The organism is Lentzea sp. NPDC051838 (assembly GCF_040681245.1).
GTDB lineage: Bacteria > Actinomycetota > Actinomycetes > Mycobacteriales > Pseudonocardiaceae > Lentzea.
Map to the genome: position 1 here is coordinate 21,113 of NZ_JBFAYI010000051.1, position 12,620 is coordinate 33,732.

At 68.0% G+C, this 12,620-nt stretch carries 16 protein-coding genes; 6 read left to right on the top strand and 10 right to left on the bottom strand.

Annotated elements, in window-relative coordinates:
• Positions 1-88: 88 nt before the first annotated feature.
• Genes AB0M24_RS45885 through AB0M24_RS45895 form a run of 3 tightly spaced genes read right to left on the bottom strand, consistent with a single transcriptional unit; the run spans position 89 to position 2,839 of the window.
• Positions 89-697, bottom strand: a complete 609-nt coding sequence (locus tag AB0M24_RS45885) for a hypothetical protein (protein WP_363781177.1) — start codon at positions 695-697, stop codon at positions 89-91.
• The gene (gene meaB, locus AB0M24_RS45890) at positions 694-1,638 is read right to left on the bottom strand and encodes a methylmalonyl Co-A mutase-associated GTPase MeaB (RefSeq protein ID WP_363781179.1); all 945 of its coding nucleotides are present in this window, start codon (positions 1,636-1,638) and stop codon (positions 694-696) included. The genes AB0M24_RS45885 and meaB overlap by 4 nt, the downstream gene beginning before the upstream one ends.
• 10 nt (positions 1,639-1,648) lie before the next feature.
• The gene (locus tag AB0M24_RS45895) at positions 1,649-2,839 is read right to left on the bottom strand and encodes an acetyl-CoA C-acetyltransferase (RefSeq protein ID WP_363781181.1); all 1,191 of its coding nucleotides are present in this window, start codon (positions 2,837-2,839) and stop codon (positions 1,649-1,651) included.
• A gap of 123 nt (positions 2,840-2,962) precedes the next feature.
• On the opposite strand from AB0M24_RS45895, the gene mce reads away from it, so the two are divergent.
• On the top strand, positions 2,963-3,415 hold the full coding sequence (gene mce, locus AB0M24_RS45900; RefSeq protein WP_363781183.1) for a methylmalonyl-CoA epimerase: 453 nt from the start codon (positions 2,963-2,965) through the stop codon (positions 3,413-3,415).
• Here mce and AB0M24_RS45905 read toward each other — a convergent pair.
• Both AB0M24_RS45905 and AB0M24_RS45910 read right to left on the bottom strand, forming a co-directional pair.
• Entirely contained in the window at positions 3,372-3,944 is a 573-nt protein-coding gene (locus AB0M24_RS45905; protein WP_363781185.1) for a TetR family transcriptional regulator, read from the bottom strand. The genes mce and AB0M24_RS45905 overlap by 44 nt on opposite strands.
• A 61-nt stretch (positions 3,945-4,005) precedes the next feature.
• A complete protein-coding gene (locus tag AB0M24_RS45910; protein ID WP_363781209.1) occupies positions 4,006-4,365 on the bottom strand; it encodes an SPW repeat protein in 360 nt (119 codons plus the stop codon).
• A 164-nt stretch (positions 4,366-4,529) separates the two neighbouring features.
• On the opposite strand from AB0M24_RS45910, the gene ccrA reads away from it, so the two are divergent.
• Both ccrA and AB0M24_RS45920 read left to right on the top strand, forming a co-directional pair.
• Complete coding sequence (ccrA, locus tag AB0M24_RS45915) at positions 4,530-5,843, top strand: crotonyl-CoA carboxylase/reductase (RefSeq protein ID WP_363781187.1); 1,314 nt, start codon at positions 4,530-4,532, stop codon at positions 5,841-5,843.
• A gap of 36 nt (positions 5,844-5,879) precedes the next feature.
• Positions 5,880-7,085: a chromosome segregation protein gene (locus AB0M24_RS45920; protein WP_363781189.1), complete on the top strand. Its 1,206-nt coding sequence runs from the start codon at positions 5,880-5,882 to the stop codon at positions 7,083-7,085.
• On the opposite strand, the gene AB0M24_RS45925 is transcribed toward AB0M24_RS45920, so the two are convergent.
• Positions 7,057-7,347, bottom strand: a complete 291-nt coding sequence (locus AB0M24_RS45925; protein WP_363781191.1) for a hypothetical protein — start codon at positions 7,345-7,347, stop codon at positions 7,057-7,059. The two genes, AB0M24_RS45920 and AB0M24_RS45925, sit on opposite strands and share 29 nt — an antisense overlap.
• Before the next feature lie 29 nt (positions 7,348-7,376).
• Here AB0M24_RS45925 and AB0M24_RS45930 point away from each other — a divergent pair, with 29 nt between their 5' ends.
• On the top strand, positions 7,377-7,913 hold the full coding sequence (locus AB0M24_RS45930) for a GNAT family protein (RefSeq protein ID WP_363781193.1): 537 nt from the start codon (positions 7,377-7,379) through the stop codon (positions 7,911-7,913).
• Complete coding sequence (locus AB0M24_RS45935) at positions 7,913-8,593, top strand: alpha/beta hydrolase (RefSeq protein ID WP_363781195.1); 681 nt, start codon at positions 7,913-7,915, stop codon at positions 8,591-8,593. The genes AB0M24_RS45930 and AB0M24_RS45935 overlap by 1 nt, the downstream gene beginning before the upstream one ends.
• A gap of 3 nt (positions 8,594-8,596) precedes the next feature.
• Here AB0M24_RS45935 and AB0M24_RS45940 read toward each other — a convergent pair whose 3' ends face one another.
• A complete protein-coding gene (locus tag AB0M24_RS45940; RefSeq protein WP_363781197.1) occupies positions 8,597-8,890 on the bottom strand; it encodes a hypothetical protein in 294 nt (97 codons plus the stop codon).
• A gap of 32 nt (positions 8,891-8,922) precedes the next feature.
• On the opposite strand from AB0M24_RS45940, the gene AB0M24_RS45945 reads away from it, so the two are divergent.
• Positions 8,923-9,114, top strand: a complete 192-nt coding sequence (locus tag AB0M24_RS45945) for a zinc ribbon domain-containing protein (RefSeq protein ID WP_363781199.1) — start codon at positions 8,923-8,925, stop codon at positions 9,112-9,114.
• On the opposite strand, the gene AB0M24_RS45950 is transcribed toward AB0M24_RS45945, so the two are convergent.
• From AB0M24_RS45950 to AB0M24_RS45960, 3 genes are read right to left on the bottom strand one after another with little or no spacing between them, the layout of a single operon-like run.
• A complete protein-coding gene (locus AB0M24_RS45950) occupies positions 9,068-9,409 on the bottom strand; it encodes a hypothetical protein (RefSeq protein ID WP_363781201.1) in 342 nt (113 codons plus the stop codon). The two genes, AB0M24_RS45945 and AB0M24_RS45950, sit on opposite strands and share 47 nt — an antisense overlap.
• A gap of 36 nt (positions 9,410-9,445) precedes the next feature.
• A complete protein-coding gene (locus tag AB0M24_RS45955) occupies positions 9,446-10,027 on the bottom strand; it encodes a DUF3558 domain-containing protein (protein ID WP_363781203.1) in 582 nt (193 codons plus the stop codon).
• Positions 10,028-10,071: 44 nt separating this feature from the next.
• Positions 10,072-11,847, bottom strand: a complete 1,776-nt coding sequence (locus tag AB0M24_RS45960) for a 3-hydroxybutyryl-CoA dehydrogenase (RefSeq protein WP_363781205.1) — start codon at positions 11,845-11,847, stop codon at positions 10,072-10,074.
• Positions 11,848-12,620 lie beyond the last annotated feature (773 nt).

A 12,620-nucleotide genomic window follows, 5' to 3' on the forward strand; every position in this document is an offset into this window, starting at 1 on the left:
AACTCCACTGAGTAGTCAAAGGGGAGTCCATCACTGCAAACGGTGAAATCCGGGACTACTGAGAGTAGAGGGACGTCTCAGTTCGCGGTCAGTGCAGGCCCACCGTGAAGCCCTCGTCGAGCACGCCGCGGTAGATCTGCGGCGCGAACGTCCGCAGCCCGTGGTCGATCGGCCCGATGAACCCCGCCGAGTCACCGAGCGGCAGCCGGTACCCGTTCTGCACCCGGTGGAACTCCCACAACGGCTCCATCGTCGGGTGCGCGGGGCGGAACCGCTGCGGATCCCGCGGGTGCAGGTCGACACGAACGAGAGTGCGCCTGACCAGCGCGTCTGCCAGCTGAACCGCGCGCTCCTGGGTGCGGGAGATGGAGATCGCGCCGAGCTCCTGCCACCCGACGGCCCACGGCATGCCCTGCGGGTCGTCGAGCCGGATGCCGCCCTGTTCGATGATCAGCTTGCGGGGACGGGAGATCGTCTTCCACTTCACCACGGCCATCACGCCGATGCCGGTGAACGCGATGCCGATGATGCCCGCGATGATCCCGCCGACCGGTTCGCCGTCCGCAAACGCGGAAACGGAGCCGACCAGGGCGAGGATGCCCAGCACGCCCGCGACCGAGCCGCCGATCAGGACTTTGCGGGTGTCGCTCTTGCCGAGGTCGATGACGACGGGCGGAGGCGCTCCCCAAGCGGTCATGAGGGCAGGTTACCGCTGATCAACTGCTCCGCCGCGGCGAACGGATCGAGCTCGCCGGACACCACGCGCTTGGCCAGCTGGTCGACCGGGCCGAATCGCGTTCGCACACGTTCAACCGCGATCGCCTCGATCTCGGCGCCCGCGCGGCGCAGGCGACGTTCGATGAGTTCGCCATGAGAAGCCATCCACGAGTGGTGCTCGGCGATCGCGGAGACCACGCGGTCCAGGCCCTCCATGCGCGCGGCCACGGTTTTCACGACCGGCGGACGCCAGAGCGGCCCCTCGCGGTCGCGGCGGCCCAGCGAGATCATGTACTTGAGGTCGCGGGCTGTCTGATCCGCGCCGTCGCGGTCTGCCTTGTTGACCACGAAGACGTCCGCGATCTCGAGAATCCCGGCCTTGGCCGCCTGGATGCCGTCGCCCATGCCCGGAGCCAGCAGCACGAGAGTCGTGTCGGCCAACGCCACGATCTCGACCTCGGACTGACCCACACCGACGGTTTCCACGAGGATCACGTCGAAGCCTGCCGCGTCCAGCACGCGCAACGCCTGCGGAGTCGCCCAGGAGAGTCCGCCGAGGTGCCCGCGCGTGGCCATCGAGCGGATGAAGACGCCGGAGTCGGTGGCGTGGTCGCCCATCCGCACGCGGTCGCCCAGCAGAGCGCCGCCGGAGAACGGACTCGACGGGTCGACGGCGACGACCGCGACCCGCTTGCCCTCGGCACGGAACGCACGCACCAAAGCGTTGGTGGAGGTCGACTTGCCGACACCGGGCGCGCCGGTGATGCCGATGACCTGAGCGTGCCCCGTGAACGGAGCAAGAGCCGCCGCCACCACGGGCAGCTGCGCACTCCCCTGCTCCACCAGGGAGATCAGCCTGGCGATCGCGCGCGGTTCGCCGTCACGCGCGCGATCGACCAGTCCTGCTACGTCAACAGCCACACCAAGAACACTAGGCCTTGGCAGGCACGCGGATGATCAGAGCGTCGCCCTGACCACCACCACCGCACAGCGCCGCGGCACCCACGCCGCCGCCACGCCGCTGCAGCTCGAGAGCGAGGTGCAGGGCGATGCGGGCGCCGGACATGCCGATCGGGTGGCCCAGCGCGATGGCGCCGCCGTTGACGTTGACCTTGTCCTCGGAAATCCCGAGCTGCTTGGTCGACACGATGCCGACCGCCGCGAACGCCTCGTTGATCTCGACCAGGTCGAGGTCGGCGGGCTCGATGCCCTCCTTGGCGCAGGCGGCCTTGATGGCGTTGGACGGCTGCTCGTGCAGCGAGGCGTCCGGACCGGCGACGACGCCATGGGCGCCGATCTCCGCGATCCATTCCAAGCCCAGTTCCTCGGCCTTGGCCTTGCTCATCACCACGACAGCGGCCGCGCCGTCGGAGATCTGCGACGCCGAACCCGCGGTGATGGTGCCGTCCGCGGCGAACGCGGGACGCAGCTTGCCGAGCGACTCCGCGGTCGTGTCCGCACGAACGCCCTCGTCCGTGCTGAACAGGATCGGGTCGCCCTTGCGCTGCGGGATCGCGACAGGCGCGATCTCCTGCTCGAAAACGCCGTTCTCGGCGGCCTTCGCGGCAAGCTGGTGCGACCGCGCGGAGAACGCGTCCTGCTCCTCGCGGGTCACGCCGTAGCGGCCGTTGTACTTCTCGGTCGACGAGCCCATCGCGACCTGGTCGAACGCGCAGAACAGGCCGTCGTGCGCCATGTGGTCCTGCAGCGTCACATCGCCGTACTTGAACCCGCTGCGCGACTTCGGCAGCAGGTGCGGCGCCTGGGTCATCGACTCCTGGCCACCGGCCACGACGACGTCGAACTCACCGGCGCGGATCAGCTGGTCCGCCAACGCGATGGCGTCGATGCCGGACAGGCACACCTTGTTGATGGTCAGCGCGGGCACGCTCATCGGGATGCCCGCGGCGACCGCGGCCTGACGGGCGGGAATCTGGCCCGCACCGGCGGTGAGCACCTGACCCATGATCACGTACTGCACCTGCTCGGGAGCCACGCCCGCGCGTTCCAGTGCCGCCTTGATCGCGACGCCGCCGAGCTGGGCGCCGGAGAAATCCTTGAGCGATCCGAGCAGTCGCCCCATCGGGGTGCGCGCCCCGGCGACGATCACGGAACCGGACACAGCTGCCTCCATGGAAGAGCGAACGGTCGTTAACTAGGCACCATACCTGTGGCTACTGGGCGGTAATCGTGTGAGACCCCGCACAGGAGCACCTGCACCGATCGAGTAGATACCCTCCCCGTCATGAACGCAGAACTCGCTCGATTCGTGACCGCGATCGACCATGTGGGCATCGCGGTGCCCGACCTCGACGTGGCCATCGCGTTCTACCGCGACAACTTCGGCCTCGAGGTCGCGCACGAAGAGGTGAACGAGGAACAGGGCGTGCGCGAGGCGATGCTGCACGCGCCCGGCGACCACGACGGCACCGCGATCCAGCTGCTGGCGCCGCTCAACGAGGACTCGACGATCGCCAAGTTCATCGGCCGCTCGGGCCCTGGCCTGCAGCAGCTCGCGTACCGGGTGTCCGATGTGGACGTCGCGGCGGACGCGCTGCGGGAGAAGGGTCTGCGCCTGCTCTACGACAAGGCGCGGCGCGGCACGTCGAACAGCCGCGTCAACTTCGTGCACCCCAAGGACGCGGGCGGCGTGCTCATTGAACTGGTCGAACCTGCGGCTTCTGGAGCAGGGCACTAGCCACGAACGTCAGCTCGCGGTCGATCGGATCCTCCTCGTCGCTGTGCCGTGCCACCGAATGCCGGTAGCTCACGGCCAGCGCGAGGAGTGCCGCGGCCGCTTCGACGTCCTTGATCGCCACCGCTGCCCCACCGGCGGCGAGGATGACCTGTTTGATCTGCGCGGCGACGTTGTCGTAGCGCGCCTGCATCGCGTCCCGGACAGCCGAATGCGTATCCGCTTCACGCCACAGCAGGTGCGACAGCAACGGCGAGGCGTTCAGGCGCGCGTCCAGTGCCGCGACCAGTCTTCTGAGCGATTCGGCGATGTCTCCCACCACTACGACCCTGCGGTGGTCGACCGTGCTGTCCGGCAGTCGTGCGACGAGTGCGGCCAGCAGGTCTCGCTTGCGGTTGAAGTAGTAGTGCACCAGGCCTTTGGGCACGCCGGCGCGTTCGGCGATGCGCGAGGTCGGGGTGGCGTCGAAGCCGGAGTCGGCGAACAGCTCCTCGGCCGCGGCCAGGATCCTCTCCTTGGCCGAGTCCTCCACGCGTGCTCCTCATGGGTGTGTGGGCCCAAGAAGCTCCTGGGCCCACAGGTTTTCTGATCGATCAGTGCGGTTGCGCCGCGGCCGAGTGTGCGGCATTCGCGGCGGGCATCGCCAGAGCCCCCGCGGCAACGGTGAGCACGCCACCGACCCAGGACGCCCACGACGCGGCCGTCATGTCGGTGTAGCTCATCACCCACGGAGAGATGAACAGCAGTGCTCCGAGCACCATCTGCACGTACTCCCCGTAGATCATCGCGGGCATGGCGAGGTCGACGAGTCCGTCGATCGCGATGAGCGCGCCGAGCACGATCATCGTCCACATGGCCGCGTTCGAGGTGTCCACGACGAGCGGAGACAGCAGCACCAGAACACCGATCGCCACCTCGGCCCAGTCCTGCCACCTGGTCCACGCCTTGGTCATCTCCACCACCTCCTCCTTCTCGGACACCTTCGATGCTCCTCCTTGGTTGGCCGCCCGGTCAACTCTTCTGAGTGGAATCCCTCACAAGCGGGATTCTGAATCGGTTACTACTGAGTAACCTCCGGCAACCTGCGACTATCCCTTACTTGGGAAGGAATGCCGCCGTGCAGAAGATCCTTGACGCGATCCTGGCCGACGAGCTGGACGCGATCGGTTCCTTGGACGTTCCGGAGAGCTATCGGGGCGTGACCGTGCACGCGGACGAGGCCGACATGTTCTCGGGCCTCGAGACGAGGGACAAGGACCCTCGCAAGTCGCTGCACGTCGACGAGGTCGCCACGCCGGAGCTCGGCCCCGGTGAGGCTTTGGTCGCCGTCATGGCCTCCGCAATCAACTACAACACCGTCTGGACCTCGATCTTCGAGCCGGTGTCGACGTTCGGCTTCCTGAAGAAGCTGGGCGGCCGCCACGACCTGCCGTACCACGTCGTGGGCTCGGACCTGGCGGGCGTCGTCGTGCGGGTCGGCCCCGGCGTCACCGCGTGGAAGCCGGGCGACCGCGTCGTGGCGCACTGTCTGGACGTGCCGCTGGAGGCGCCGGACGGGCACAACGACACGATGCTCGACCCGCAGCAGCGGATCTGGGGCTTCGAGACGAACTTCGGCGGCCTCGCGGACCTCGCGCTGGTGAAGTCGAACCAGCTGATGCCGATGCCGAAGCACCTCACGTGGGAGGAAGCGGCGTCGCCCGGTCTGGTCAACTCGACCGCGTACCGCCAGCTGGTGTCGACCAACGGCGGCAACATGAAGCAGGGCGACACCGTCCTGATCTGGGGCGCGTCCGGCGGTCTGGGTTCGTACGCCACGCAGTTCGCGTTGAACGGTGGCGCCACGCCCATCTGCGTCGTCTCCTCGCCGGAGAAGGCGGAGATCGTGCGTTCCATGGGCGCCGAGCTGATCATCGATCGTTCCGCCGAGGGCTACAAGTTCTGGAAGAACGAGCACGAGCAGGACCCGCGCGAGTGGAAGCGCTTCGGCGCGAAGATCCGCGAGCTGACCGGCGGCGAGGACCCGGACATCGTGTTCGAGCACCCCGGCCGTGAGACGTTCGGCGCCTCGGTCTTCGTGACGCGCAAGGGCGGCAAGATCGTCACGTGCGCGTCGACCTCGGGCTACATGCACCAGTACGACAACCGCTACCTCTGGATGAACCTGAAGTCGATCATCTCCTCGCACTTCGCGAACTACCGCGAGGCGTGGGAGGCGAACCGCTTGATCGCCAAGGGAAAGATCCACCCGACAGTGTCCAAGGTGTACTCAATGGACGAAACGGGCCAGGCCGCGTACGACGTGCACCGCAACGCGCACCAGGGCAAGGTCGGCGTGCTCTGCCTTGCTCCGGAAGAGGGTCTGGGTGTTCTCGATCACGAGATGCGCGCGAAGCACCTCACGGCTATCAATCGATTCCGGGGTGTGTGACCTTCTGGGGTTACCCGAACGGGTAGCGTGAAGGGCATGGGCCCCCTCGCCGACGACCGTGACCTCGTCCCTCTGGGATCCGGCTTCGACATCGTCAAGCGCGGTTACGACCGCGCTCAGGTCGAGGACCATCTCGAACGCCTCGACTCGGACCTGCGGCTGCTCGCCGCGGACCGCGATGCCGCCGTGTCCCAGACGTCCGACCTGGCGCGCCAGCTGGAAGCCGCTCGGCACGAGATCACCGAGATGCGCAACCAGGTGGAACGCCTGTCGCTGCCGCCGACGACGCTGGAGGGGCTCTCCGAGCGCCTCCAGCGCATGCTGCGGCTGGCCCAGGACGAGGCCAACGAGATCAAGGCCCGTGCCGAAGCGGAAGGCGGGCACATCCGCGCCAAGGCGGAAGCCGACGCGGGTGTGCTCCGTCAGCGCTACGAGAAGCTGATCGCGGAGCTCGACGAACGCCGTGCCGCCATGGAGGCCGAGCACAAGGGCGTTCTGGAGACGGCTCGCAACGAGGCCGAGAAGATCGTCTCCGAGGCGGAGGGCGCCGCCCGCAAGATCGCCGACGAGTCCGAGGCGCGCCGCGTGACCGTCGAGGAGGACTTCGAGATCGCGATGGCCGCCCGCCGGTCCGAGGCGATGGCGACGCTCGCGCAGCAGGAGGCCACCTCGAAGGCCGAGGCCGACCGCCGCACGCGCGAAGCAGCCGAAGAGGCCTCGAGGGTCCGCGCCGCGATCGCGCAGGAGCAGACGACGTCGAAGACCGACGCCGAACGCCGCGTCCGCGAGGCCACCGAAGAGGCCAACCGCCGCCGCCACGACTCGATCACCGAGGCCACGGCCCGCATCGGGGAAGCCACGAACGAGGCGAACCGGCTCGTCCGCGAGGCCACCGAGGAAGCCAACCGCCGCACCACCGCCGCCACCCAGCGCGTCGACCAGCTCCGCAACCTCCGCAACCGCCTCTCGCACCAGCTGCACGGCGTGCGGACGGCGCTGCAGGACGTCGTGCCGCTGCTCGACCCGGTGGAGGACGAGAAGGCTCACGCCGAGGGTGCCGCCGCTCCGGTGCCCGCGCAGCCCGCGCCCGCCCCGCAGGCCGCGGCTCCCGCTGCCACGCCTCCCGCAGCCCCGGCACAGGCAGCCCCGGCACAGCCCGCGGCTCCGCAGGCCAAGCCCGCTGAGGCGCAGCTCGACGGTCCCACTGCGCAGATCACGCGTCCGCAGCCCGCCAAGAAGTGACCTCGTAGATCGCCGGCATCGGCATCACGCGGATGAACTCCATGTCCGCGTGATGCCCTGTCACCATCAACGCGCGCGACACGAACATCCCGTGCGACCCCACAGCCATGCGCGCCAACGCCTTGCTCGGCAGCAACCCTGACTCCCACTCGCGCAGCTCGGGCCACGTCCTCACCGGCAACCCCAGCGCCTCGGCTGCAGGCGTGACCTTCTGCACCGCACCCAACTGCGCATGGCGCACGAATACGATCCGGGCTGGCACAACACTCATCTTGGGGGAACAGGATGTTCGTGAGGTCATTGGGCGACGGCGCGGAACTGCGTCCGTTGGAACCCTGGCAGGCGGAAGAGTTCTTCGCGCACATCGAGCGCGGCCGGGAGTTCATCGCGCAGCACATCGGGTTCGCCGACAAGGCGAAGGACCTGGAAAGCGCGCGTGCCCTGCTGCAGCAGTACGCCGACAACACGGCCAGGGACACCGCGCGCATTTACGGCATCTGGCTCGACGACAAGCTGGTCGGCGGGGTGCTGTTCCGGACGATGGACATGCCGCAGGGCCTGGTGGAGGTCGGGTGCTGGCTCGAACCGGCCGCGACCGGCAAGGGACTGATCACGAAGGCGTCGAAGATCCTCATCGACTGGGCGATTCGCGAGCGCGGGGCGTATCGGGTTGAGTGGAGGGTGTCGTCGGCGAACGCGCCCAGCATCGCGGTCGCCGAGCGGCTCGGCATGGTCAAGGACGGGGTGCTGCGCAAGTACTTCGAGTACCGCGGGGTCCGGCAGGACCTCGAGGTGTGGTCGGTGCTCGCGCCGGAGTGGGAGAGCTGATGGATCTGGTGCTGCTGCACGCCTTTCCGCTCGACGCGCGGATGTGGGACGTGCCGGGCGCGCACACGCCGTCGCTCAGAGGCCACGGCGAACCGGACCTCGACGCGCTCGCGAGCCAGGTCGTCGCCGGCCTGCCGGGCGACGAGGTGCTGCTCGGCGGCTGCTCGATGGGCGGCTACGTCGCGATGGCGGTGCTCAGGCAGGCGCCGGAACGCGTGAAGGGCCTGATCTTCGTCGACACCAAGCACACCGCGGACGCACCGGAGGCCGTCCAGAACCGGCACGCGATGGCGGACCGGGTCGAACGCGAGGGCGTCGGCGAGTGGCTCGTGGAGGCCACGCTGCCGAACCTCGTCGGCCCGAACGCCTCAGACACGGCGAAAGCCTTGGTGCGCACCATGATTCTCGACCAGCGCGCCGAGGACGTGGCGTGGTGGCAAAGGGCGATGGCCAAGCGCCCCGACTCCACGGCCGTGCTGGAGTCGCTGGACATCCCGTCGCTCGTGCTCGTGGGCGAACACGACAAGCTCACGCCACCCGACGTCGCCGCGAAGCTCGCGGTGACGCTCAGGCACGCCACCAGCGAGCGCATCGAGGACTCGGGACACCTGCCGCCGGTCGAGCAGCCGGAGGAGTTCCGCACCCGGCTCGAACGGTGGCGCAAGCAGGTAGGGCTCTAGGGATCACCAGCGTCGCGCGGTCGGCCCACGCCGGCCGCGCGAGTCCCAGCACGCCTGGTGCCAGTGCCGGCGCTCCTCGACCGACCCCGTGTCCTCGGCTGGCCACGCCACGACGTGCGCGACACCGGGCCGGATCTCGTGGTCGCAACCGGGGCACCGGTAGGTCTTCTGCGCCTGCGCGCCGGAGATGGCGCGGACCAGCCACTCCCCGTCCGGCCCCGACTCGGCACGCGCCCAGCCGACACCCCCACCGAGCGGCCGGGGGTCTTCGTTCTTGGGCGCGTTACGACGAGGCACGGCCACACGGTAACTGCTCCTAGAATCAGCCCGTGCCGACCTACGAGTTCCGTTGCCGAACCTGCGACGACACCTTCGAGCTGCAGCGCCCGATGAGCGAGTCGTCCGCGCCCGCGAACTGCCCCGACGGCCACCCCGACACGGTCAAGCTGCTGTCGATGGCCGGCATCGGCGGCACTAAGCAGCAACCACAGGGTGGCGGCGGCTGCTGCGGTGGAGGCTGACCAGGTACAGCGCGCTGGCCACGAGCAGCAGAGCGGCGAGCGGAAGGTGCAGCGCCGTCAGGTGGGCGATCCCGATGAACACCTGCGCCGTGGTCAGCCCCAGAAACCCGAGCGCGTACCAAACGGCCCGCGCACGACGCATGAGCAGCGCGACGACGACGTGGGCGACCATCACGACCCATAACGTGTACGAGCCTGCGCTGTGGAACACGGGGCTCTTCAGTCCAGCCGACACCGACTGGACGAAGATGAGCGCGGTCTGCAGGGCGACAGTGGCGTACAGGAACTTGACCATGCCACTACGACGACACAGCCGCTCGAAACGTGACGGTCAGGACGTCTCGCGGTCGATCAGCACCTCGGCGACCTTGCGCCCCTGATCGCACACCGTCCCGAACTTGCCGGACGAGTCGATGATGATGATCCCGAGCCCACCACCGTCATACGGCACGACGAGCACGCATGAGGGCTCAACGTCCTGCTCGTCGGACCGGTCGAGGTACGTGACCTTGTGCCCCTTGACGTCCCAGTCGCCGGTGGTCCGCTCGATCGTGATCTGCCGCCCCTCGCGGAACCGCAGCGACACGCCGACCTCGACGTTGTCGATCTTGGTGGTCCACCGGCACGACTGGTCGAACGTCGAGTCGTAGTTGATCTGCGTGGGCGGCGTCTCGGCCTTGGCCCCCGGATAGGGCAGGTCCGTCCACTTGAGCTTCGCGCAGACCCCTTGCACCTCACCGTCGATGGGCGCGTTCTGCGGATCCTCTGACTCGCTCGGATCGGTCGAGGGCTTCTGGTCGAACGGAGACTCCACGTCCAACGGAGCTTGCGCGACCGGACTGCCCTCGACGGTCGTCCGGGCACAGCCGGAAGCGAGCACGAGGACAGCCAACAGGAGCACCAGTCGCCGCATGACACACACCATGCCAGACGCCACATGGTGCTCCTGTTAGCCACTCACGAGTAGTCGCGGAATCCCTTGCCCGTCTTCCGCCCGAGCCGCCCAGCCGTGACCAGGTGCTCCAACAGCGGCGCCGGAGCGAACCCGGGCTCGCGGAACTCGTTGAAGAGCGTCCGCTGAATAGCCAGCGACACGTCCAGCCCGACCACGTCCAGCAGCGCGAACGGCCCCATCGGCAACCCGCAGCCGACCTTCATCGCGTTGTCGATGTCGTCGGCCTCGGCGTAGTGCGCCTCCAGCATCTTCACCGCGTCGTTCAGGTACGGGAAGAGCAGCGCGTTGACGATGAACCCGGCCACGTCACCGCAGTGCACCGGATGCTTGCCGAGATCGAGGCAGATCTTCCGCGCCGTGGCCACCACGTCCGCCTGCGTCGAGATCGTCTCCACGACCTCCACCAGCTTCATGACCTGAGCGGGGTTGAAGAAGTGCAGGCCGACAACGTCCTCAGGCCTGCCGGTGGCCGCCGCGATCTCGATGACCGGCAACGAAGAAGTCGTGGTCGCCAGCACCGCCCCGGGCTTGCAAGCCTCGTCGAGCGCGGCGAACACCTCCTTCTTGATCCCGATCTCCTCGGCAACCGCCTCGACCACCAGATCGCAGTCCGCCAGCTCCACGAACTCCACAGCGGGCGCAATCCTCGCGAGCACCGCGTCCCGGTCAGCCTCAGCGAGCTTCCCCTTGGACACAGCCCGATCCAACGACTTCTTGACGGCCCCGATCGCCTTCTCGGCCTTCTCCAAGCTCCGCGCCCTGAGCACGACGTCGTACCCGCGCTTGGCGAACACCTCGGCAATACCGGTGGCCATCGTGCCCGTGCCGATGACGCCAACCCGCTGAACCGGACGAGTCTGCTGCCCGCTGTCCACTTCGGACGGCGTCAGCGCATCCTTGACGACAACAGGCGAATCGGGCCCGTCATACGTGTAGAACCCGCGCCCGGTCTTCCTGCCCAGCAGACCCGCCGTGATCATCTGCTTCAACAACGGCGCCGGAGCGTGCAGCCGGTTCCGCGACTGGTGGTACATCGTGTCGAGGATCTCGTAGGCCGTGTCCAACCCGATGAGGTCCAACAACGCCAACGGCCCCATCGGGTACCCACACCCGTACCGCATGGCCGCGTCCAAGTCCTCACGCGTCGCGTACTTGGACTCCAACATCTTCACGGCGTGGTTCAAGTACGGAAAGAGCAGCGCGTTGGCGATGAACCCGGCCCGGTCCCCGATCACCACAGGCGACTTCCCCAGCCGCTCGGTGAAGGCCACCACATCCGTGATGACATCCGGCTCCGTAACCACGGTCCGCACAACCTCGACCAGCTTCAACACCTGCGTGGGGTTGAAGAAGTGCAGCCCGACAACCTTCCCGGGCCGCTTCGTCACCACACCGATCTCAGTGATCGACAGCGACGAAGTGTTGGACGCGATGATCGCCTCAGGCTTCAGAACGACGTCGAGCTCCCTGAAGATCGCACTCTTCAGCTCAACGCTCTCCGGCACGGCCTCGATCACCAAATCGCAGTCAGCCAAGCTCCCCAGCTCGAGCGACGTCTCCACCCGCCCCTGAAGAGCGACCTTCTCGTCCTCAGTGAGCTTCTCGCGCTTAACAGCCCGCTTGGTCGAATGCTCAAGATGCCCAAGCCCCCGCTCGACGCCGGCAGCGTCGACCTCCACCACCTTCACCGCGAGCCCGGTACGCGCGAGTACCTCGACGATGCCCGCGCCCATGGTTCCGAAGCCGACGACTCCGACGGTGTTGATTTCGCGCGCCACTGCAGACCTCCCTGCGGGGTAAAGCGTGGGCTACCAAGGAGTAACTTGCGGGCGACTATGCCACTCCCAGCCAAACAGGGCGCCGTGAGCTTCGCCATCAGGATCGAAACAGTTATCGGTCTAGCAAACGCCTAGACCCAGCCTTTCGCCTGATGAACCCAGGTGGCGCAACACAAAGTTGAGCCATCCGGGGAGGGGAAGGGCCGGGGAGGAGAAGGACTGGGGTGAGCGGAGGCCTGGGTGGGGCGGCGGGCCTGGGCGGGGCGGAAGGTCAGGGCGGGGCGGCAGGCCAAGCGTGAGGAGGCAAGCCTGGGTGGGGCACCAGGCCTGGCTGGCGCGGCAGGCCAGACGTGAGGCGGGCAATCCTGGCTGGGGCAGCAGGTCGGGGCGGGGCGGGGCGGCAGGTCAGGTCGGGGCGGCAGGCCTGGGTGGGACAGCAGGCCAGGCGTGAGGCGGCAGGTCGGGGTGAGACGGCAGGCCACGGGTAGCGGAGGTCAGGAGTGGGGCAGGACGCCGGGGGTGGTGTGACAGGTCGAGGTGGACGGCAGGTCAGGGGCGAAGGGCTTAGGGCGAGAGGTCGAGGGCGACAGGCGAGACAAGGGGCGAAGGCGAAGCCGAGCTAGGCGATGCCGAAGGCGAGCTGCCCTAGGCGATGCCGAAGGCGAGCTTGCTCTTCCGTGCGCTCCGGCGGGCCCCGTCACGAGTCGTGCCTGATCGTTGGCCGTGCCAGAGGGGTTGGGTCAAGTCGACACGCTTTTCGTCGACTTGACCCA